30 protein-coding genes and 1 pseudogene are annotated in these 19,674 nt (G+C 40.4%); 25 read left to right on the forward strand and 6 right to left on the reverse strand.

Annotated features, from left to right (window positions below; all coding sequences use genetic code 11):
• The first annotated feature begins 35 nt into the window (after positions 1 to 35).
• From rplN to MHH51_RS00920, 25 genes are all read left to right on the forward strand, one after another.
• Positions 36 to 404, forward strand: a complete 369-nt coding sequence (rplN, locus tag MHH51_RS00800) for a 50S ribosomal protein L14 (protein ID WP_077605112.1) — start codon at positions 36 to 38, stop codon at positions 402 to 404.
• 34 nt (positions 405 to 438) lie between these two features.
• Positions 439 to 750, forward strand: a complete 312-nt coding sequence (gene rplX / locus MHH51_RS00805; RefSeq protein WP_077605111.1) for a 50S ribosomal protein L24 — start codon at positions 439 to 441, stop codon at positions 748 to 750.
• A gap of 27 nt (positions 751 to 777) precedes the next feature.
• A complete protein-coding gene (rplE, locus tag MHH51_RS00810; RefSeq protein ID WP_147211528.1) occupies positions 778 to 1,317 on the forward strand; it encodes a 50S ribosomal protein L5 in 540 nt (179 codons plus the stop codon).
• A gap of 28 nt (positions 1,318 to 1,345) precedes the next feature.
• Entirely contained in the window at positions 1,346 to 1,531 is a 186-nt protein-coding gene (locus MHH51_RS00815) for a type Z 30S ribosomal protein S14 (RefSeq protein ID WP_010652082.1), read from the forward strand.
• Positions 1,532 to 1,560: 29 nt separating this feature from the next.
• Entirely contained in the window at positions 1,561 to 1,959 is a 399-nt protein-coding gene (rpsH, locus tag MHH51_RS00820) for a 30S ribosomal protein S8 (RefSeq protein WP_147211527.1), read from the forward strand.
• 30 nt (positions 1,960 to 1,989) lie between these two features.
• Positions 1,990 to 2,526, forward strand: a complete 537-nt coding sequence (gene rplF, locus MHH51_RS00825; protein ID WP_077605108.1) for a 50S ribosomal protein L6 — start codon at positions 1,990 to 1,992, stop codon at positions 2,524 to 2,526.
• A gap of 30 nt (positions 2,527 to 2,556) precedes the next feature.
• Positions 2,557 to 2,916 (forward strand): 50S ribosomal protein L18, encoded by a 360-nt coding sequence (gene rplR, locus MHH51_RS00830; RefSeq protein WP_188737116.1) that lies wholly within the window; start codon positions 2,557 to 2,559, stop codon positions 2,914 to 2,916.
• Positions 2,917 to 2,944: 28 nt separating this feature from the next.
• Positions 2,945 to 3,445: a 30S ribosomal protein S5 gene (gene rpsE, locus MHH51_RS00835; RefSeq protein WP_139089182.1), complete on the forward strand. Its 501-nt coding sequence runs from the start codon at positions 2,945 to 2,947 to the stop codon at positions 3,443 to 3,445.
• Positions 3,446 to 3,458: 13 nt separating this feature from the next.
• On the forward strand, positions 3,459 to 3,641 hold the full coding sequence (gene rpmD / locus MHH51_RS00840; protein WP_077605106.1) for a 50S ribosomal protein L30: 183 nt from the start codon (positions 3,459 to 3,461) through the stop codon (positions 3,639 to 3,641).
• Between the two features lie 30 nt (positions 3,642 to 3,671).
• Positions 3,672 to 4,112, forward strand: coding sequence for a 50S ribosomal protein L15 (rplO, locus tag MHH51_RS00845; protein ID WP_077605105.1), 441 nt, complete (start codon positions 3,672 to 3,674; stop codon positions 4,110 to 4,112).
• A 1-nt stretch (position 4,113) separates the two neighbouring features.
• A complete protein-coding gene (gene secY / locus MHH51_RS00850; protein ID WP_156987998.1) occupies positions 4,114 to 5,409 on the forward strand; it encodes a preprotein translocase subunit SecY in 1,296 nt (431 codons plus the stop codon).
• Positions 5,410 to 5,440: 31 nt separating this feature from the next.
• A complete protein-coding gene (locus MHH51_RS00855; protein WP_339283993.1) occupies positions 5,441 to 6,085 on the forward strand; it encodes an adenylate kinase in 645 nt (214 codons plus the stop codon).
• 455 nt (positions 6,086 to 6,540) lie between these two features.
• On the forward strand, positions 6,541 to 6,759 hold the full coding sequence (infA, locus tag MHH51_RS00860; RefSeq protein WP_040985051.1) for a translation initiation factor IF-1: 219 nt from the start codon (positions 6,541 to 6,543) through the stop codon (positions 6,757 to 6,759).
• 31 nt (positions 6,760 to 6,790) lie between these two features.
• On the forward strand, positions 6,791 to 6,904 hold the full coding sequence (gene rpmJ, locus MHH51_RS00865) for a 50S ribosomal protein L36 (RefSeq protein WP_010095733.1): 114 nt from the start codon (positions 6,791 to 6,793) through the stop codon (positions 6,902 to 6,904).
• Positions 6,905 to 6,927: 23 nt separating this feature from the next.
• Entirely contained in the window at positions 6,928 to 7,293 is a 366-nt protein-coding gene (gene rpsM / locus MHH51_RS00870; protein WP_147211525.1) for a 30S ribosomal protein S13, read from the forward strand.
• A gap of 21 nt (positions 7,294 to 7,314) precedes the next feature.
• Entirely contained in the window at positions 7,315 to 7,704 is a 390-nt protein-coding gene (rpsK, locus tag MHH51_RS00875) for a 30S ribosomal protein S11 (protein WP_040985036.1), read from the forward strand.
• Positions 7,705 to 7,909: 205 nt separating this feature from the next.
• Complete coding sequence (locus MHH51_RS00880; RefSeq protein ID WP_077605101.1) at positions 7,910 to 8,854, forward strand: DNA-directed RNA polymerase subunit alpha; 945 nt, start codon at positions 7,910 to 7,912, stop codon at positions 8,852 to 8,854.
• A 43-nt stretch (positions 8,855 to 8,897) separates the two neighbouring features.
• On the forward strand, positions 8,898 to 9,251 hold the full coding sequence (gene rplQ / locus MHH51_RS00885) for a 50S ribosomal protein L17 (RefSeq protein ID WP_147211524.1): 354 nt from the start codon (positions 8,898 to 8,900) through the stop codon (positions 9,249 to 9,251).
• 403 nt (positions 9,252 to 9,654) lie between these two features.
• Entirely contained in the window at positions 9,655 to 10,497 is an 843-nt protein-coding gene (locus MHH51_RS00890) for an energy-coupling factor ABC transporter ATP-binding protein (protein ID WP_339283996.1), read from the forward strand.
• Complete coding sequence (locus MHH51_RS00895) at positions 10,473 to 11,342, forward strand: energy-coupling factor ABC transporter ATP-binding protein (RefSeq protein ID WP_339283997.1); 870 nt, start codon at positions 10,473 to 10,475, stop codon at positions 11,340 to 11,342. The genes MHH51_RS00890 and MHH51_RS00895 overlap by 25 nt, the downstream gene beginning before the upstream one ends.
• Positions 11,335 to 12,132, forward strand: a complete 798-nt coding sequence (locus MHH51_RS00900; protein ID WP_339283999.1) for an energy-coupling factor transporter transmembrane protein EcfT — start codon at positions 11,335 to 11,337, stop codon at positions 12,130 to 12,132. Before MHH51_RS00895 ends, MHH51_RS00900 begins: the two co-directional genes overlap by 8 nt.
• Positions 12,133 to 12,154: 22 nt before the next feature.
• On the forward strand, positions 12,155 to 12,928 hold the full coding sequence (truA, locus tag MHH51_RS00905) for a tRNA pseudouridine(38-40) synthase TruA (protein ID WP_339284001.1): 774 nt from the start codon (positions 12,155 to 12,157) through the stop codon (positions 12,926 to 12,928).
• 195 nt (positions 12,929 to 13,123) lie between these two features.
• On the forward strand, positions 13,124 to 13,561 hold the full coding sequence (gene rplM / locus MHH51_RS00910; RefSeq protein ID WP_077605095.1) for a 50S ribosomal protein L13: 438 nt from the start codon (positions 13,124 to 13,126) through the stop codon (positions 13,559 to 13,561).
• 19 nt (positions 13,562 to 13,580) lie between these two features.
• Complete coding sequence (gene rpsI / locus MHH51_RS00915; RefSeq protein WP_077605094.1) at positions 13,581 to 13,973, forward strand: 30S ribosomal protein S9; 393 nt, start codon at positions 13,581 to 13,583, stop codon at positions 13,971 to 13,973.
• A gap of 928 nt (positions 13,974 to 14,901) precedes the next feature.
• Positions 14,902 to 16,563, forward strand: a complete 1,662-nt coding sequence (locus MHH51_RS00920; RefSeq protein WP_339282663.1) for an IS1182 family transposase — start codon at positions 14,902 to 14,904, stop codon at positions 16,561 to 16,563.
• Between the two features lie 48 nt (positions 16,564 to 16,611).
• On the opposite strand, the pseudogene MHH51_RS00925 reads toward MHH51_RS00920, so the two are convergent.
• The 6 genes and pseudogenes from MHH51_RS00925 to MHH51_RS00950 all read right to left on the reverse strand — a co-directional run.
• A pseudogene (locus MHH51_RS00925) lies at positions 16,612 to 17,140 on the reverse strand (glutathione-dependent formaldehyde dehydrogenase); the annotation flags it as partial.
• Positions 17,141 to 17,307: 167 nt separating this feature from the next.
• Positions 17,308 to 17,607: a spore coat protein gene (locus MHH51_RS00930; protein ID WP_339284004.1), complete on the reverse strand. Its 300-nt coding sequence runs from the start codon at positions 17,605 to 17,607 to the stop codon at positions 17,308 to 17,310.
• Positions 17,608 to 17,624: 17 nt separating this feature from the next.
• Complete coding sequence (locus MHH51_RS00935) at positions 17,625 to 17,819, reverse strand: hypothetical protein (protein ID WP_339284006.1); 195 nt, start codon at positions 17,817 to 17,819, stop codon at positions 17,625 to 17,627.
• Positions 17,820 to 17,879: 60 nt separating this feature from the next.
• Positions 17,880 to 19,016, reverse strand: coding sequence for a zinc-dependent alcohol dehydrogenase (locus tag MHH51_RS00940; RefSeq protein WP_339284008.1), 1,137 nt, complete (start codon positions 19,014 to 19,016; stop codon positions 17,880 to 17,882).
• Positions 19,017 to 19,034: 18 nt separating this feature from the next.
• The gene (locus MHH51_RS00945; protein ID WP_339284010.1) at positions 19,035 to 19,403 is read right to left on the reverse strand and encodes a spore coat protein; all 369 of its coding nucleotides are present in this window, start codon (positions 19,401 to 19,403) and stop codon (positions 19,035 to 19,037) included.
• Positions 19,400 to 19,666 carry a spore gernimation protein GerQ gene (locus tag MHH51_RS00950; protein WP_148970834.1) on the reverse strand — a complete coding sequence of 89 codons (267 nt, stop codon included), beginning with the start codon at positions 19,664 to 19,666 and terminating at the stop codon, positions 19,400 to 19,402. Before MHH51_RS00950 ends, MHH51_RS00945 begins: the two co-directional genes overlap by 4 nt.
• Positions 19,667 to 19,674 lie beyond the last annotated feature (8 nt).

The following is a 19,674-nucleotide window of genomic DNA, read 5'->3' on the forward strand; positions in this document are numbered from 1 at the left end:
CGCTCGGAAGGTATCCGAAGGGAGGTCACAGTGTTATGATTCAACAAGAAACTCGTTTGAAGGTTGCAGATAACTCTGGTGCTCGTGAAGTATTAACCATTAAAGTATTAGGCGGTTCCGGTCGTAAAACTGCCAACATTGGTGATGTAATTGTTTGTACTGTCAAACAAGCAACACCAGGGGGCGTTGTCAAGAAAGGCGACGTTGTAAAAGCAGTAATTGTACGTTCTAAATCTGGCGCTCGTCGTAAAGATGGTTCTTATATCCGTTTTGATGAAAATGCTGCCGTAATTATTCGTGATGATAAAAGTCCAAGAGGAACTCGTATTTTCGGACCTGTTGCACGTGAATTACGTGATGCTCAATTCATGAAAATCGTATCTCTAGCTCCAGAAGTTTTATAATAAGAAATTTCCTCATCAAGGAGGTGCGTAAAGCATGCATGTAAAAAAAGGTGATAAAGTCAAAGTTTTATCCGGTAAAGACCGCGGTAAAGAGGGTACTGTATTAGAAGCATATCCGAAGAAAGAGCGCGTATTAGTAGAAGGCGTGAACATGATTCAAAAACATGCGAAACCTTCTCAAGACAACCCGCAAGGCGGAATCTTGAATATCGAAGCTCCAATTCACGCTTCTAATGTATTGCCAATCGATCCGAAGTCCGGAGAACCAACTCGTGTTGGCTATGAAGTAAAAGATGGTAAAAAAATCCGTATTGCAAAAAAATCCGGTGAAGCATTAGATAAATAAGTTTTTCTGTGAAAGGAGGGCTAACGCATGAACGAATTAAAACAAAAATATCAGGATGAAATCACTTCATCTTTAATGAATAAATTTAATTATGATTCCGTAATGGAAGTACCTAAAATAGAGAAAATCGTGATCAACATGGGTGTTGGTGACGCAGTACAAAATTCAAAGGCATTAGATAGTGCTGTTGAAGAATTAGCTTTAATTTCTGGTCAAAAACCATTAGTTACTCGTGCTAAGAAATCAATCGCAGGTTTCCGTCTTCGTGAAGGAATGCCAATCGGTGCAAAAGTTACTCTACGTGGAGAACGCATGTATGAGTTCCTGCAAAAACTGATTGCTGTTTCTCTTCCACGTGTACGTGACTTCCGTGGTATTTCTAAAAAAGCATTTGATGGTCGTGGAAATTACACTCTAGGTGTGAAAGAACAGTTGATTTTCCCAGAAATTAATTACGATAAAGTAAGTAAAGTTCGTGGTATGGATATTGTTATCGTAACAACATCTAACACTGACGAAGAAGCTCGTGAACTTTTAGCTGGATTGGGCATGCCTTTCCAAAAATAGACATGAGCTAATAAAAGGAGGGAAAATTTTGGCTAAAAAATCTATGATAGCGAAACAAAAGCGCCCGCAAAAATATAAAGTACAAGAGTACACACGCTGTGAACGATGTGGACGCCCGCATTCAGTAATTCGTAAATTCAAACTTTGCCGTATTTGTTTCCGTGAACTTGCCTATAAAGGTCAAATTCCTGGTGTCAAAAAAGCAAGTTGGTAATCCCCGATTCGGGAAGGAGGTAATTAGTAATGGTTATGACAGATCCAATTGCAGATATGCTTACTCGCATTCGTAATGCGAACATGGTAAAACATGAACAATTAGAGCTTCCTGCTTCTAATATTAAAAAAGAGATCGCTGATATCCTAAAGCGCGAAGGCTTTGTAAAGGATTATGAGCTAGTCGAAGACAACAAGCAAGGTATATTACGTATCTTCTTAAAATACAGTGCAAACGAAGATAGAGTTATTACAGGAATTAAACGTATCAGTAAACCAGGTTTACGCGTATATGCTAAAGCAAATGAAGTACCTCGTGTATTGAACGGTCTTGGCATTGCTATCGTATCAACTTCTAACGGAATGCTTTCTGATAAAGAAGCACGTTCCCAGGCAGTTGGCGGCGAAGTATTAGCGTACGTTTGGTAATCACTATTTTTTAATGAGGAGGTGTAGGGAATGTCTCGTGTCGGACTTAAGCCTGTAGAAATTCCAGAAGGTGTAGAGTTGAAATTCAATGGAACTACACTAACAGTCAAAGGACCAAAGGGTGAATTAACAAGAGATTTTCATCCAGATATTAAAATTAACGTTGAGGGTAATATTTTAACTGTAGCTCGCCCGAGTGATCATAAAGACCACCGCGCACTACATGGTACTACTCGCAGCCTAATCAATAACATGGTGGTTGGAGTAAGCAAAGGTTTTGAAAAATCATTGGAAATTAACGGTGTTGGTTACCGTGCTCAAAAGCAGGGAAACAAAACTGTTGTTAACGCTGGTTATTCACATCCTGTTGAACTTGAACCCATTGACGGTATTGAAATCGAAGTACCTAAAAACACACAAATCATTGTTAAAGGTATCGATAAAGAATTAGTAGGAGCAGTTGCTGCTAATATCCGAGCAATCCGCCCGCCAGAGCCTTATAAAGGTAAAGGAATTAAATATGCGGATGAATATGTACGTCGTAAAGAAGGTAAAACTGCTAAGTAAGTTTTTTAGCCCGAGAAAGGAGTGACCCAGATGATCACAAAGCCTGACAAAAATGTTACTCGTAAAAAACGTCACAATCGTGTACGTAAAACATTATCAGGAACTGCAGAGCGTCCACGTTTAAACGTGTATCGTTCTAACAAAAATATTTATGCTCAATTAATTGATGATGTAAATAATGTAACCCTGACAAGCGCTTCTACAGTAGATAAAGAGCTTGAAATTAACGGCGGCAATGTTGACGCTGCGAAAGAAGTAGGGACAGCTATTGCAAAACGTGCAATTGATAAAGGATATAAATCCATCGTATTTGATCGTGGAGGTTATTTATATCATGGACGTATCAAAGCTTTAGCAGAGGCTGCTCGTGAGGAAGGCCTTGAATTTTAAAAGTAAAAGGAGGTAACCATCTATAATGATTACGAATATTGATCCGAGCAAATTAGATCTTGAAGAACGTGTTGTTACGGTCAACCGTGTTGCAAAGGTTGTAAAAGGTGGACGTCGTTTCCGCTTCGCAGCATTAGTAGTTGTCGGTGACAAAAACGGTCATGTAGGTTTCGGTACTGGTAAAGCACAAGAAGTACCTGAAGCTATTAAAAAAGCAGTAGATGATGCAAAGAAAAACTTAATTACTGTACCAATCGTAGGCACAACCATTCCACATCAAATTCATGGACAGTTTGGTTCTGGTAACGTATTGATGAAGCCGGCTTCTGAAGGTACTGGAGTTATCTCTGGTGGTCCAGTACGTGCGATTTTAGAGCTTGCTGGTGTAGGTGATATCCTGACTAAATCATTAGGATCCAACACACCAATCAACGTAATCCGTGCTACATTGAACGGTTTAACTAATTTAAAAACAGCTGAAGACGTAGCTAAATTACGTGGAAAGTCTGTTGAAGAACTGTTAGGATAAGGAGGGAAACACAATGTCTAAAAAATTGGAAATAACCCTCACTCGTAGTGTTATCGGCGGCACTGACGTTCAACGTAAAACTGTTGAGGCGTTAGGGTTAAAGAAAATTCGTCAATCGGTTGTACGTGAAGATACTCCAGCCGTTCGCGGTATGGTCAACAGAGTGTCCCACTTATTGACAGTTAAAGAAGTTTAATTAAATTTTGTGTAAAGAGGAGGTGCTCGCATGAAACTTCATGAATTAAAAGCAGCAGAAGGATCCCGTAAAGAAAGAAACCGTGTAGGTCGCGGAACATCTTCAGGTAACGGTAAAACTTCTGGTCGTGGACATAAAGGACAAAAAGCACGTTCCGGTGGTGGAGTAAGACTTGGTTTTGAAGGTGGTCAAATGCCTTTATTCCAACGTTTACCAAAACGTGGTTTTACTAACATTAACCGCAAAGAATATGCGATTGTGAACCTTGACACGCTTAATCGCTTTGAAGAAGGAACTGAAGTTACTCCAGAGCTATTATTAGAAACTGGTGTCGTAAGCAAATTGAATGCTGGAGTTAAGATTCTTGGAAAAGGGCAATTAGAAAAGAAACTGACTGTTAAAGCTCATAAATTCTCTGCATCTGCAAAAGAAGCAATTGAAGCAGCGGGCGGTCAATCTGAGGTGATCTAATTTGTTTCAGACACTCTCCAATTTTTTGCGTGTAGCAGATATAAGAAATAAAATTATATTTACACTGCTTATGCTTATTGTATTCCGTATCGGCACGTTTATTACCGTGCCTTTTACAGATAAAGCTGCTATTGATTTTATGATGAATCAGCAAAGCATGTTTGGCTTTATCAATACATTTGGCGGCGGGGCATTGCAAAATTTCTCTATCTTCGCGATGGGAATTATGCCTTACATCACCGCATCAATCATCATGCAGCTGCTGCAAATGGATGTTGTTCCGAAGTTTGCTGAATGGAAGAAGCAAGGAGAAATGGGACGTAAGAAAATTGCACAAGTAACACGTTATGCGGCTATTGGTATAGCGTTTGTTCAAGCGATTGCTATGTCTATTGGCTTTAATGCCATGGCAGGCGGATTACTGATTCATGATCCTGGCGTAATGAAATTCTTAATGATTGCTATCGTGTTAACAGGCGGAACAGCTTTTCTAATGTGGTTAGGGGAACAGATTACTGCTCACGGTGTTGGTAATGGTATTTCTGTCATTATCTTCGGCGGTATCGTTGCTGCTATTCCGAACGGCGCTGGACAACTGTACAACCAATACTTCTCTAATCCGGGAAGTGAGTTGTTTATCAATATCGTTATTGTAGCATTAATTGTACTGGTTATCATTGCGGTTACGGTCGGAATTATTTTCGTAAACCAAGCATTACGGAAAATTCCAGTGCAGTATGCGAAGAAATTAGTAAATCGTTCACCTGTAGGAGGTCAATCAACACATTTGCCTATTAAGGTAAATGCGGCAGGGGTAATTCCAGTAATTTTTGCGATTGCCTTTATGATTGCTCCATCTACTATTGCTGGATTTTTTGAAGGAAACCAAGTAGCAAATATCGTGACATACATTTTTGATTACACACAGCCTGTTGGTATGGTAATCTATGTTGCACTGATTATTGCTTTCTCATATTTCTATACATTTGTTCAGGTTAACCCGGAGCAAATGTCAGAGAACTTGCAAAGACAAGGTGGCTATATCCCTGGTATTCGCCCGGGACACAATACAGAAGAATATTTAACAAGGGTTATTAACCGACTGACCTTTGTTGGGGCGCTATTCTTAGCAGCCGTCTCTGTATTCCCAATTATCTTGGGCAGTCTTGCAAATTTACCATCGACAGTACAGATCGGCGGTACTAGCTTAATAATCGTTGTCGGTGTCGCATTAACAACGATGAAACAGTTAGAAGGTCAGCTTGTGAAACGACATTATAAAGGGTTTATTAAGTAAATTTCCTGCCTACAAAAGCGAGGGGAAACAATTGAATTTGATCTTAATGGGATTACCTGGTGCCGGTAAAGGCACACAGGCCGAAAAAATTAATGAAAAATACAATATCCCTCACATTTCAACTGGGGATATGTTCCGGTTAGCTATTAAAGAAGGTACAGACCTTGGTAAAAAAGCGAAGGAATATATGGACCAAGGAAATCTTGTTCCAGATGAAGTAACAATCGGTATTGTCAAAGAGCGCCTGGCGAAGGATGATTGTGCAGGTGGGTTTCTATTAGACGGATTCCCGCGTACAATTGCTCAAGCTGAAGCACTGCAAGAATTGACAGCTGATTTGAATAAAACCATCGACTATGTATTACATGTGGATGTACCAGAAGAAAAATTGGTAGAGCGTTTAACTGGACGGAGAATTTGTCCGACTTGCGGAACAACTTATCATGTCGTTTACAATCCTCCAAAAGAGGAAGGTATTTGTGATAAGGATGGCTCCCAGTTAATTCAGCGAGATGATGATCAACCTGAAACGGTGAAGAAACGGTTAGCCGTTAACGTAGAGCAAACACAGCCATTACTTGATTTTTATCAAGATAAAGGATATCTTGTGAAGGTGGACGGTGATCGTGATATCGACGACGTCTTCTCCGACATTGAGTCCATTTTGGATAAATAAGTCAACTATTTAATGAACAGATTAGGTGCAAAACTCAGGTCTGAGAGTTATAATAGGTGAGATAATGTGTAATGCTTTTATCAAATACGCTAAAAAATTGGTTCATCAACCTTTTGATATAAAACGAACAATTGCCTAGGTGATGGTGAGTGCTGATATACGTTAACAAATTGATTCTCTTAACAAGATTCCATTTGTACGTATGATGCAGGATAGTGATTCAGGTCAGTACAATTGATATCTCGGTTGTGAACGGCCGGTTGTCCTACGCTGGCCAATGGAGGAAGCAGTGTTCTAATAAATCATTTCAAATGATGATAGTACGCTAAATGTACGTTTAATATTTCCCTGCAGGGTGCCGTTGATTAAGAACGGCTTTTCACAAAAGGGGAATGAGGCTTTATCCTTGATTTAGATAAGGTTGTAACTGATTTGAAGAAGGGAGATCACACACAATGGCGAAAGATGATGTTATTGAAGTAGAAGGTACAGTGACAGATACATTGCCGAATGCGATGTTTAAAGTTGAGCTTGAGAATGGCCATACAGTATTGGCACATGTATCTGGTAAAATCCGTATGCACTTTATCCGCATTTTACCAGGCGATAAAGTAACGGTTGAACTTTCTCCGTATGATTTAACCAAAGGACGAATTACGTACCGTTATAAATAAACGAGCTCCGATCTAAAAGGAGGTAATGATGATGAAGGTAAGAGCATCTGTAAAACCAATTTGCGAGAAATGCAAAGTCATCAAACGCAAAGGTAAAGTAATGGTAATTTGTGAAAATCCAAAACACAAACAAAAACAAGGCTAAAAAACAGGAGGTGCTAGCATTCTATGGCACGTATTGCAGGTATTGATGTTCCACGTGATAAACGTGTAGTAATTTCTTTAACTTATATTTATGGTATTGGAAAAACTACCGCACAGGAAGTCCTTAAAGAAGCAGGCGTTTCTGAAGATACTCGTGTCCGTGATTTAACGGAAGACGAATTAACAAGAATCCGTCAAGCGATTGATAGCTACACTACAGAAGGTGACCTTCGTCGTGAAGTATCTTTAAATATCAAACGTTTAATTGAAATCGGCTCATACAGAGGTATTCGTCATCGTCGCGGATTACCAGTTCGTGGACAAAAGACAAAGAACAACTCTCGTACTCGTAAAGGCCCACGTAAAACAATGGCTAACAAGAAAAAGTAATGTAAGGAGGTAAGCTTACAAATGGCACGTAAAACAAATACGCGTAAACGTCGTGTGAAAAAGAATATAGAATCGGGCATTGCTCATATCCGTTCTACTTTTAACAATACAATTGTTACAATTACGGATACTCAAGGTAATGCTATCGGCTGGAGCTCTGCTGGTGCTCTAGGATTTAAAGGATCAAAAAAATCAACTCCGTTTGCTGCACAAATGGCTGCTGAAACAGCTGCTAAGTCTGCAATCGAAAATGGCATGAAAACATTAGAAGTTACTGTTAAAGGACCTGGCGCTGGGCGTGAAGCTGCAATCCGTTCTTTACAGGCTGCTGGATTAGAAGTTACTGCAATTGTTGACGTAACTCCAGTTCCTCATAATGGTTGCCGCCCACCAAAACGTCGTCGTGTTTAATTTAACCGTATAGAATTTGTCAGCCTTGGTCATAATGGTTGATAAAACGTACGGTTATCTACATGTTGTAGATAAACAGATTCCAAAGACAGTTCGTACGAAAGATTTTTAGGTAGAGCAGAAACGCCAACTGCCTATTTGAGGAATTTCGGTTAGACTTTGTGGTCTAGCCGGGGTTTCGACGTTTTAAAGGAGGGTTTGTTAAATGATCGAGATAGAAAAGCCAAAAATTGAAACGCTTGAAATTAGCGATGATGCTACTTTTGGTAAATTCGTAGTTGAACCGCTAGAACGTGGATATGGTGCCACACTTGGAAACTCCTTGCGTCGTATCTTACTATCCTCACTACCAGGTGCTGCTGTGACAACCGTTCACATCGACGGAGCACTGCATGAATTTTCAACGATTGACGGGGTTGTGGAGGATGTAACAACTATCATTCTTAACTTGAAAAAACTTGCACTTAAAATCTACTCTGATGAGCCGAAAACATTAGAAATTGATGTTCAAGGCGAAGGAGTCGTAACAGCTGCAGACTTAACGTATGATAGTGATGTAGAAGTGATGAACCCAGAGCTTCATATTGCTACATTAAACAGTAAAGCTAACCTTCATATGAAGTTAACTGCTGAAAGAGGTCGCGGTTATCGTCCGGCAGATGAAAACAAGTTTGATGATCAACCGATTGGCGTTATCCCAATTGATTCGATTTTCACACCAGTATCACGTGTTACGTATCAGGTAGAGAACACACGTGTAGGTCAAATTGCTAATTATGATAAACTGACATTGGATGTTTCAACTGACGGTAGTATTCGCCCTGAAGAAGCTGTTTCTCTAGGCGCGAAAATTATTACGGAGCATTTGAATATTTTTGTCGGCTTAACGGATGAAGCACAGAACGTGGAAATTATGGTTGAAAAAGAAGAAGATCAAAAAGAAAAAGTAATGGAAATGACCATTGAAGAGCTTGATCTTTCTGTTCGTTCTTACAACTGCTTGAAGCGTGCTGGTATCAACACCGTTCAAGAGCTTGCAAATAAATCTGAAGAAGATATGATGAAAGTTCGTAATTTAGGACGTAAATCATTAGAAGAAGTAAAAGTAAAATTAGAGGATCTAGGATTAGGTCTTCGAGATGATGACTGATAAACCAGTCACCTGTAGAGTTTCGAAAAGGGAGGGATAGTCCGTGGCTAGAAAATTAGGACGTACAACAGATAGTCGTATGGCTCTTCTTCGCAACCTTGCATCTGATTTAATTATTCATGAACGCATTGAAACAACAGAAGCAAAAGCGAAAGAGTTAAGATCGATTGTAGATAAAATGATTACTCTTGGAAAGCGTGGCGATTTACATGCACGCCGTCAAGCTGCAGCATTTTTATACAACAAAGAAGCGGATGAAGAAAACAACGTAGTTCAAAAATTATTTGATGATGTTGCTGCGCGCTATGAAGATAGACAAGGTGGATATACACGCGTTCTTAAACTTGGTGAACGCCAAGGCGATGGCGCTAAAATGGCAATCATTGAGTTGGTTTAATTACTAAAACGGCAAGGGGCAGGACTCAATCTCTCTCAGAGGTTATCCAAGCCCTTTTTTTGTATTGAAAAATTATATGATTTTTACGAAGAGAGTTCAGAGGGCAAGTGAAGTTGATAATTGCCGCTACAGAAATACACTACGCTTTCCGTGGGCTTGTCCTCAGCCTCCTCGAAAAAAAGAAGTTCACTTTTTTTCTGCGGGGTCTTCACACTGCGCATTCCCACAGGAGTCTCCGTGTATTTCTTCCGCTAGATATATACTATTAATTTTATTTTTCAATAGCAATAATAAAACATTTATTTATAACAAATACTTTCTTTCATCAAATAAAATCGATAAAATAACCATGATAGATAAAGCAAATTACATAATAGAAAAAACAGGAGAAGGGGGTGTCTGGATGGATAGAAAAAAGCTGGTAGAGTTTAAGAATGTTTCCTTTCAATATGAGGAAGAAGGAGCGCTTGTTTTAGATCAGGTTTCTTTTGACATCTATGAAGGTGAGTGGGTTGCTATTATCGGTCATAATGGCTCTGGAAAATCAACCATTGCCAAGCTGCTTAATGGACTGCTAATGCCAAAGGACGGGGAAATCATTGTTGATGGCAAGAGAGTAGATGATGATACTGTCTGGGATATACGGAAAGATGTAGGGATGGTCTTTCAAAATCCAGATAATCAATTTGTTGGTGCAACAGTTCAGGATGATGTCGCATTTGGTATGGAAAACAGAGGCGTACCCAGAGAAGAGATGAGAGAGAGAATCCAGCGCACCTTATCCGCTGTACGTATGCAGGATTACTTAATAACAGAGCCGCACCGTCTATCTGGTGGACAAAAGCAGCGTGTAGCCATTGCCAGTGTCTTAGCAATAGCTCCTAAGGTATTAATTTTGGATGAGGCAACTGCTATGCTCGACCCGACAGGCAGAAAAGAAATTATGCACACGGTGAATGATATTCAGGAATCAGAAGGGCTTTCCCTGATTACCATAACGCATGACCTGCAGGAAATTGTTCAGGCAGACCGTGTGATTGTCATGAATAAGGGGCAAATCTGGGAGGAAACAACGCCAAGAGAGCTTTTTTTACAGCGGGGAGAATTACGTGAAATTGGGCTGGATGTGCCATTTGTTGCCCAATTAACCGATGAGCTGAGGAAGCAGGGAGTTCCATTAAAAGAAGCAGCATTAAACCACGAAGAGTTGTTGGAGGAATTATGGAAATTCAATTCAAAGATGTAAGTTATATTTATCAAGAGAATACGCCTTTTGCCCATAAAGCCCTTGAGAACATCTCCTTTACGGTAAATTCTGGTTCGTTTGTGGCGGTTATCGGTCATACCGGCTCAGGGAAATCAACGCTCATTCAGCATCTCAATGGACTGAGCCTTCCGAGCAGGGGAGAGATAAACATTGGTGATTTCCATCTGAGTGCAGACGGGAAGCCAAAGAATATCCGTGATTTAAGAAGAAGAGTCGGGGTCGTTTTTCAATATCCGGAGCATCAGTTATTTGAAGAGACAGTTGCCAAAGATATCGCCTTTGGACCAAAGAATTTTGGCGTAGAGCAGGAGGAAATCGATCGCAGGATAGAGAAGCTTCTTCCTGCTGTCGGTCTGCCAAAGGAAATATTAGAGCGTTCCCCATTTGATTTAAGTGGCGGACAGAAGCGGCGAGTCGCTATTGCAGGAGTGCTGGCAATGGCTCCGCAAGTTCTTGTGCTGGACGAGCCGACTGCGGGACTTGATCCACGTGGACAACGTGAAATTATGGATATGTTTTATCAGCTGCACCAGGAGCAAAATCTGACAACGGTATTAGTGACACATAGTATGGAGGATGCACTGGCTTATGCAGATAAAATAATTATCTTAAATAAAGGACAAAAATATATGGAAGGTCATCCGCTTGACGTGTTTAAACAAGCAGAGAAGCTGCAGGAGGTACAATTAGGACTCCCGGAGGTCATTCACTTTCTAAACCAGTATAATGAGCGTTTTGGCACTTCTTTAACCTATCAATATCAACCCATGCCGGAGTTAGCAAAAGAGATCAAGAAGCGGCTGGAGGTGGGGTCTCATGAATAATGCTCTGATTATTGGCCAGTATGTTCCTGGAAACTCCCTTATTCATCGGCTGGATCCAAGAACGAAAATTACGGTAGTTTTTTTCTTTGTTATTATTGTATTCTTTGCAAATAATGTACCAACATATAGCTTGTTAACGGCATTTTCGGTGCTCTGTGTACTTATTTCACGGGTACCGCTGCAATTTATTCTAAAAGGACTGTTGCCCGTCTGGTTTTTAATTATTTTTACATTTATCCTGCATTTAATTATTACAAATGAAGGGAATCTTTTAGTTGATTGGGGATTTATTAAGATTTACAGCGGTGGAGTTATCCAGGGTTTTGCGATTTCCTTACGCTTTTTCCTGCTGATCCTGACGACTTCTTTATTAACATTAACAACAACGCCGATTGAAATTACCGACGCGATGGAGGAAATGCTTCACCCACTGAAAAAGATTAAGTTCCCTGTTCATGAGCTGGCATTGATGATGTCTATTTCCTTGCGCTTCATTCCAACACTGATGCAGGAAACGGATAAAATATCCCGCGCGCAGGCGGCCCGGGGCGTAGATTTTCGGACAGGACCTGTCAAGGATCGGGTGATGGCAGTTATTCCACTGCTGGTTCCGTTGTTTGTCAGTGCATTTAAACGCGCTGAGGATTTGGCAATGGCGATGGAAGCCCGCGGCTATCAAGGCGGGGAAGGAAGAAGCAAGCTCCGTGAATTACATGTAGGTACAAAGGATATTCTGGTTTTAACCGGTTTTGTACTGATGCTTGTGGCGTTGTTTGTCTTAAGACAGTAATGGAAGGAAAGGAACTGTACAAATGGAAAGGTTAAAATGCACGATTTCTTATGATGGTTCAGGCTTTGCCGGCTTTCAAGTACAGCCCAGGCAGCGGACTGTCCAGGGTATGCTGGAAAAAGCCTTAGCAAAAATCCATAAGGGGGAAGCAATCCGGATTCAAGCATCAGGAAGGACGGATACAGGAGTCCATGCAGTCGGCCAGGTTATTCATTTTGATACGCCTCTAACGATTCCTGAGCATAATTGGAAGCAGGCTATCAATACACTCTTGCCTGATGATGTCCATATATCTCATGTCGAGCAGGTCAGTGATTCATTTCATGCCCGTTATAGTGTGAAGCAGAAAGAGTATCATTATATGGTTTTAAACAGGGACGAACCGGACGTATTTCGCCAGAACTATGCATTGTATTTTCCCAAAAGCCTCAATATAGAGGCCGTACAGGCTGCCTGTGAGTATTTAGAGGGCACACATGACTTTACTACCTTCTCTTCTGCGAAATCGACTGTGAAAGGCTCAAAAGTGCGGACATTGTATCATGCCTCCTGCAGGAAAAAAGGAAATGATATTGAATTTATTTTTCGTGGGAGCGGCTTTTTATACAACATGGTGCGGATCATGGTCAGCGCGCTGCTGGATGTAGGAGTTGGGAAACGTAATCCAGAGGATATACCGGTGCTTTTAGCCGCAAAAGAAAGAGGGAAGCTCGGCAAGACAATTTCTCCAAATGGACTGTATTTATGGGAAGTAAGTTATCATGAACAGGCAGATGTGAAGCATTTCAAAGATTGAATGAAAAAGAGGAAGAAAAAACGAGAATTTTTTAAATTACTTTCATACTAGGCTTGACTTTTGGTTGTGAAAGTTATAATATGATATATGGCATTTTATTTCTAAACCATGATTAGCCCCGGAATCTAATTATGTTAAGAATAAAAATATGATTACGAATAGTAAAGAATGATCGATATATGGAGGGAAAAAATTATGCGCACAACTTTCATGGCAAATGAAGCAAATATTGAACGCAAATGGCTAGTTGTGGATGCGGAAGGGCAACGTTTAGGACGTTTAGCAAGCGAAGTAGCTGCTATCTTACGTGGTAAACATAAACCTACGTACACACCACATGCAGACACTGGTGATTATGTAATTATCATCAATGCAGATAAAATTGAATTATCAGGGAACAAAATCAACGACAAAATGTACTACAATCATTCCCATCATCCAGGTGGATTGAGAGCTCGTAACGCATACGAAATGCGTACGAAATATCCTGAAGAAATGCTTGAAGTTGCAATCAAAGGAATGCTTCCAAAAGGACCTTTAGGACGTAAAATGAAGAAGAAATTGTATGTATATAGAGGCGCTGAGCACAACCATCAGGCTCAAAAACCAGAAGCTTACGAACTTCGTGGATAATTAAAGGGAGGTAAATGAATTGGCACAAGTACAATACTACGGCACAGGACGCCGTAAAAAGTCAACTGCCCGCGTACGTCTAGTACCCGGTACAGGAAACATTACAATTAATGGTCGCGATGCTAGAGACTATTTTCCATATGAAACACAATTACTAATCTTGAATCAGCCGCTTGCTACTACAGAAACTCAAGGAACTTATGACGTTCTTGTAAATGTACACGGCGGTGGATTCACTGGTCAAGCAGGTGCAATCCGTCACGGAATCGCACGTGCATTATTACAAGCAGATCCTGAATATCGTGGATCACTTAAAACTGAAGGATACCTTACTCGTGATGCTCGTATGAAAGAACGTAAAAAATACGGTCTTAAAAAAGCTCGTCGTGCTCCTCAGTTCTCAAAACGTTAATAAATCAACACTTACAAATCCCTCAACCACGTGTGGTTGGGGGATTTTACTGTATATGCGGTGCTTTAAAAACAGGGGAAAATTCACACGTAGCATACACGTAACATACAAGTAGCAGACAAATAATTTAGAGAAAAAGAAGCTGTGATTTTGAAATTAAGTTTGATACAATTACATTGGGGTAATGCAACAAACGGGCCATTATCTTGAAGACTTGATTTCGAGATAAAAGTGAGTTTCACTCCAGATAAGGACCATATAATGGAATAATCCTTTATAGGTGATTTCGTACTTGGATGTTAAAATAAAGAGATCTTGCAAAGAAATGTACTTCAACTAAAGAGGCAAGATTGTTTAATAAGTATTGGATACATTATCAGTTGGTGAAGGTGAATAGTTATGAGCAAACAAATTACAGGGGTAGTTTTCGGAATAATAATTTCTTTAATTACTGCATTGTTATTTATGCTAATAGGACAAGCGTGGGCTGGTGGAATAACCTCATTCTGGGGTGAAAGCTGGCTTTACTTTTCAGTGATAATCCCTTTTTCATTCCTAGAGTAGAGGAGGTTATGATTGTCAGATATGAATTTAATCCAGAGGTAAAGCTATTACTCGTGAACCATTCGGATGAAAAAGTAAAGATGGTTTACATGGAGGATTCTTGGTTAATGCCCAAAATTGGGCTTAGATCCCCTTATTATTGCTATCCAATTTACAAACTTAATTATCCAATAATCTAAATAATTTACAGGTAAAAAGAGGCTGGGACAAAAGCCAGTAAAAATAGAAAAAGTGACTTTCTACTATGATTTTAAGTAGGAAGTCACTTTTTTAATTTGATTAAAAAATGAAATAAACGTACAAAAAAAGGATACCTTCTGATAAAGTTAAAGTACCACTACAAAAACAGAATCGAGGTATCCTTATGTTTAAATATTATAACGTAAATCAAGTCGTTTTGCCATTAGATTTCGAGATGAAATTACAAGAAAATGATATTGCTTATACCATCCATGAATTTATCGAACAGATTCCAGAAGAAGCTTTCACCGGTTTTACCCGTCAAACAGGCTGTCCCGCCTATCACCCGCGTATGATGATGAAAATTATTTTATGTGCTTATACCCAGTCGGTGTTCTCTGGCCGAAAAATCGAAGCATTATTAAAAGATAGTGTGCGAATGATGTGGCTTGCGCAAGGATATGAGCCGAGTTACCGTACTATCAACCGTTTTCGTGTGAATCCAGAAGTAAAAGAACTATTGCGTCAGTGCTTCGTCCAATTTCGTTGTCAGCTGGTGGAAAAAGAGTTGATCGATGCGGAGGCTATCTTTATTGACGGGACCAAAATTGAAGCCAATGCCAATAAATTCACCTTTGTCTGGCGAAAATCGATCGAGCGTTATCAAACGAAACTTGTAGAGAAGTCCCATGCCCTCTATGAAGAATTAGTGGAAAAAGAAATTATTCCAGAAATCAACCGGGAAAACCCGGAAGCTCTATCGACGCAAGAACTTCAACAGATGGCAGCGAATTTGGATAAGTCAGTCCAAACGTATACGAAACAAATCGAATCGATTGAAAAAGCACAAGACCGAAAAGCCCTGCGTTCGGAACGAAAGCAGCCAAAACAAGCCTTAAAACAGGTGCACGATTTCATCTGTCGTCAAGAAAAATATGAAGAAGCCTTGGAGATTTTAGAAGAACGTAACAGCTATTCCAAGACGGATCACGACGCAACCTTTATGCGATTGAAAGATGACCATATGAAGAACGGACAGTTGAAAGCTGCTTATAATGTGCAATTGGCAACAGAAGGACGTTACGCATTAGCCTATGATATTTTTCCGAACCCTACCGATACACGAACGCTGATTCCTTTTTTAGATCGTATTGAAAAGGATTATTTTGCGTTGCCTGATGTCCTCGTAGCTGATGCGGCTTATGGAAGTGAACAGAATATAGAAGATGTCACCCTGAACCGGTTACGAACTGCCTTGATTACCTATAGTATGTACCGCAAAGAGAAGAAGAAAAAATATAAAAATAATCCCTTTAACACCGCTAACTGGGATTATGATGCCGAAATAGATGCCTTTACTTGTCCAAATGGTCAAGCTGTTACTTATCGCTATAACTCCAAACGCACAGACAAGTATGGTTACCAGCGACAATTTAAGGTCTATGAATGTGAAGATTGTACAGGCTGTCCTTTGCGAGAGCAATGTACCAAGGCAAAGGAAGGTAACCATCGGAAAATATTTTATAATGAAAAATGGGAAGCACAAAAGAAAATGATACGAGAACAGCTTTCAGATGAAGAAATGGGCAAGCTTTACGGAAAACGTAAGATAGATGTGGAGCCTTTCTTTGGATTTTTGAAGGCTAATTTGGGTTTCACTCGTTTCTCTGTACGAGGAAAATCCAAAGTGGATAATGAATTGGGATTCGCCTTAATGGCAGTGAATCTGAGAAGATACACTGCCTCTAGCTGCTTTTTTATGTATCTACTTATAAATGATTTCAAAAAAGATGGATTTCACATCAAAACCCAATGTGAAATCCATCTTTTCATTATTTTTGGCTAGTTATGTCCCAGCCTCTTTTTCGTTCATTTTTATGTCGGAAAGGGAAATTTACGGTTTCAAAATGACTTTTATACAATCGTCCTCACGATTATTAAAAATTTGATAACCTTGACTTGCTTCTTTAAGGGACATTTTATGTGTGATGATCTCTCTTGGGTCAAACTCGTTATTCGTTATTTTTTCAAATAGTTCAGGCATAAAGTGAATGACGGTGCTTGGCCCATTTTGAGATTGATATTTCTAACCCAAAATGCACCTAATGGAAACACATTATAGTTGCCCCCGTAAACACCAGTCATTCGTACTGTCCCATACTTTCGGACAGCTTTTGTAGAAATTTGAATAGGTCCAAGCGTTCCACCCTGTAGCTTTAACTTCTGTTCGAGAAATTCCAAAGGTGATTTTTTCCATCCATACCGACACAATCGATGACTACGTCTGCACCGCCATGAGTAATTTCTTTTAAATGTTCGCCCATATCGGGGTATTTTGTGAACTTAAATACCCCAACATTGTTCATCTTTTTCGCATGAGTTGCCCGGTAATCCAAGTAGTCCACCGCTATCACACGTTTTGCTGTTATGACCCCATTATTGAGTAGTAAAGGACAACCACTGGGAAACCAGCCCGATTTCTCTTCAAACAGCCAATAGTTTCACTTTTTATAACAAGCTAGTTTTGCGTAATGAAGATTAACTAAAACCAAGGAACAGTTGATGATCGATCAAACCTGCTCCTTGGTTTTTATAGTGTCGGCAGTTTTAATGCAGTGTCGATATTCTGCAGGTTGAGATTAAGCTGCTCGTTCGTATCAAAGGCATGATACCAGCCACGTTCAACCATAAAACTCGAGATTTGCTCATGCAGGTCCAGGGCTTCTTCCAAATGTTTTGTCATCACTTCTTTTATTTCAGGTGTACCCGTTTCAGTGATGGCCATCGCATAATTTCGTACGCCGCTTTTGGCTGCAATCAGAAGATCTGTTGCAACTACCTGATCTGTAAGTGCCTTCATGCCTGTTAAATTTTCAGCAATAAAGTTCATCTTTTTTCAACTCCTCATTATTGTTTTGCTTTGGAAAGAATAGCGGAGAATTCCTCCAGTTGACGTGTAGATATTTGCACATCATTCTCCATGATTCTTTTGAGTTTCTCATCGGCAACAAGGGCTCTCATGGTTTTGGACTTGGTCAAACAGTTTGACTTAAAGGCAGCCATTTCCTGGACTTCCAGAACTTCATGCAATACATAATCCATTTCATCAACCTCCTTTGATTTGACGGGAGTTCAGTCTAAGCTCCCGCCAGACAACTTTAATTATGGTTTCAGTACTACTTTAATGCAATTATCTGTCTTAGTATCAAAAATTTCATAACCACGCTTGGCTTCGCTCAGTGGCAGCACATGGGTAACGACATCACCAAGGTCAATCTTGCCAGATGTAACCAAATCATACATATGTGGCATTAGGTGAATCATTGGCGCTTGTCCAGAGCGGATATTGACGTTTCGCTGCATGATGTCACCAAGCGGGAATCCATTATATTTGCCGCCATAAACGCCTGTGATCTGGATGGTCCCTGCTTTTCGTACAGCCTGGGAGGCAATGATTAGAGCACTCATAGCGCCGCCTTGAAGTTTCAATCCGCTTGCAAGGAACTCCATATCGGTCATTTTCCCATCCATGCCGACCGCGTCAATTACGACATCTGCGCCACCTTTTGTGATTTCCTTAAGATAGCTGCCAACATTTTCGTGGTCTTCAAAATTGACGATTTCGACTTTGTTTGTGCGTTTGGCGTGATCCAAACGGTATTTGACATAATCTACAGCTATCACCCGTTTTGCGCCCTTCATCCAGGCAAATTTCTGGGCAAATAATCCAACCGGACCGCAGCCAAGGACAATGACCGTATCTCCGTTTTTGACTCCTGCATTGTCAACGCTCCAAAATCCTGTGGACATCGCATCAGCAATACAACTTAATTTCTCATCCGGTTCCTCGCAGGATTCAGGAATTTTAAAGTGGGTGAAATTCGCATAAGGAACTCTAAGATACTCAGCCTGACCGCCTGCAAAACCCCCAGTAGTACCTGAATAACCGAAATAGGCCCCCATATCGCCATTGTCATTGGAATTATTGCATTGGCTTTCCAGCTGATTTTTACAATAAATACATTCCCCGCATGCAATATTGAACGGGATGATGACGCGGTCGCCTTTTTTGAGATTTCTCACTTCAGGACCTACTTCTTCAACAATACCCATCGGTTCATGTCCGATGATATAGTCTTCCTGCATGTTCGGGATCATTCCATGAATCAAGTGGAGGTCCGAGCCGCAAATGGCGGTACTCGTGATCTTGACTATCATGTCATCCGGCTTTTCAATCTTTGGATCTGGAACTTCTTTCACATCGACATTCTTGATGCCTTGATAGGTTACTGCTTTCATACTGATTTACCTCCAGTGTTATTGGTCATCCGGTGTCCGGTCGAACATTCCTTTTCTGTTGGAGTCAACAGGGTACAGGTTCATATTTGCAATCATGTTTGTATTCTTGGCAGAGAGCTGATCTAATTGATACTGTTCACTCAGGTCATGAGGATGGAACCATTTTTTCTGGACCATCAGCTCTGTGATTTCCTGGTGCATGGCGATGCCTTGAAAAAGCTGTTTACGAAGAGCTGCTCTTAATTCGGGTGTGGTGGTTTCCGTTAAAGCAACAGCCGTATTTCTAACACCCTCTTTTGCACGAATGAGAAAATCCATTGCAAATGTCATATCAGCGAGTTCCGGCATATTCAGTGCATTAATAGGATCTAAATAATCTTGGTTCAATGTACGTTACCCTCCTTATCATCGATAATTGGTGTCGGGCGGCTCTGGGGAACCGGGGCTTCAAATGGTGCGTGTTTATAGATCTGCTGTAATTCAGCAAGATCCAACATGGATTGCTGCACATCTTTTTCCATCAATTCTCTCAGGTCCTGGTCAAAAACAAGACCCTGCATCAATTTCGACTTTGCTACACATAAAGTTTTCAAATTGATCGCTTCATGCAGGTCCAAAGATTCGTGTGGAGCCAATTGATACTTATCCAATGAAACAG

It is taken from the genome of Oceanobacillus sp. FSL K6-3682 (genome assembly GCF_037976165.1).
Classification (GTDB): domain Bacteria; phylum Bacillota; class Bacilli; order Bacillales; family Amphibacillaceae; genus Oceanobacillus; species Oceanobacillus sojae.

Excerpts from the sequence above, each read along its gene's own strand:
- rplN (WP_077605112.1), top strand. The coding sequence starts at position 36 with ATGATTCAACAAGAAACTCGTTTGAAGGTTGCAGATAACTCTGGTGCT.
- rplX (WP_077605111.1), top strand. The coding sequence starts at position 439 with ATGCATGTAAAAAAAGGTGATAAAGTCAAAGTTTTATCCGGTAAAGAC.
- rplE (WP_147211528.1), top strand. The coding sequence starts at position 778 with ATGAACGAATTAAAACAAAAATATCAGGATGAAATCACTTCATCTTTA.
- rpsH (WP_147211527.1), top strand. The coding sequence starts at position 1,561 with ATGGTTATGACAGATCCAATTGCAGATATGCTTACTCGCATTCGTAAT.
- rplF (WP_077605108.1), top strand. The coding sequence starts at position 1,990 with ATGTCTCGTGTCGGACTTAAGCCTGTAGAAATTCCAGAAGGTGTAGAG.
- rplR (WP_188737116.1), top strand. The coding sequence starts at position 2,557 with ATGATCACAAAGCCTGACAAAAATGTTACTCGTAAAAAACGTCACAAT.
- rpmD (WP_077605106.1), top strand. The coding sequence starts at position 3,459 with ATGTCTAAAAAATTGGAAATAACCCTCACTCGTAGTGTTATCGGCGGC.
- rplO (WP_077605105.1), top strand. The coding sequence starts at position 3,672 with ATGAAACTTCATGAATTAAAAGCAGCAGAAGGATCCCGTAAAGAAAGA.
- infA (WP_040985051.1), top strand. The coding sequence starts at position 6,541 with ATGGCGAAAGATGATGTTATTGAAGTAGAAGGTACAGTGACAGATACA.
- rpmJ (WP_010095733.1), top strand. The coding sequence starts at position 6,791 with ATGAAGGTAAGAGCATCTGTAAAACCAATTTGCGAGAAATGCAAAGTC.
- rpsM (WP_147211525.1), top strand. The coding sequence starts at position 6,928 with ATGGCACGTATTGCAGGTATTGATGTTCCACGTGATAAACGTGTAGTA.
- rpsK (WP_040985036.1), top strand. The coding sequence starts at position 7,315 with ATGGCACGTAAAACAAATACGCGTAAACGTCGTGTGAAAAAGAATATA.
- MHH51_RS00880 (WP_077605101.1), top strand. The coding sequence starts at position 7,910 with ATGATCGAGATAGAAAAGCCAAAAATTGAAACGCTTGAAATTAGCGAT.
- MHH51_RS00890 (WP_339283996.1), top strand. The coding sequence starts at position 9,655 with ATGGATAGAAAAAAGCTGGTAGAGTTTAAGAATGTTTCCTTTCAATAT.
- MHH51_RS00895 (WP_339283997.1), top strand. The coding sequence starts at position 10,473 with ATGGAAATTCAATTCAAAGATGTAAGTTATATTTATCAAGAGAATACG.
- MHH51_RS00900 (WP_339283999.1), top strand. The coding sequence starts at position 11,335 with ATGAATAATGCTCTGATTATTGGCCAGTATGTTCCTGGAAACTCCCTT.
- truA (WP_339284001.1), top strand. The coding sequence starts at position 12,155 with ATGGAAAGGTTAAAATGCACGATTTCTTATGATGGTTCAGGCTTTGCC.
- rplM (WP_077605095.1), top strand. The coding sequence starts at position 13,124 with ATGCGCACAACTTTCATGGCAAATGAAGCAAATATTGAACGCAAATGG.
- MHH51_RS00920 (WP_339282663.1), top strand. The coding sequence starts at position 14,902 with ATGTTTAAATATTATAACGTAAATCAAGTCGTTTTGCCATTAGATTTC.
- MHH51_RS00930 (WP_339284004.1), bottom strand. The coding sequence starts at position 17,607 with ATGAACTTTATTGCTGAAAATTTAACAGGCATGAAGGCACTTACAGAT.
- MHH51_RS00935 (WP_339284006.1), bottom strand. The coding sequence starts at position 17,819 with ATGGATTATGTATTGCATGAAGTTCTGGAAGTCCAGGAAATGGCTGCC.
- MHH51_RS00940 (WP_339284008.1), bottom strand. The coding sequence starts at position 19,016 with ATGAAAGCAGTAACCTATCAAGGCATCAAGAATGTCGATGTGAAAGAA.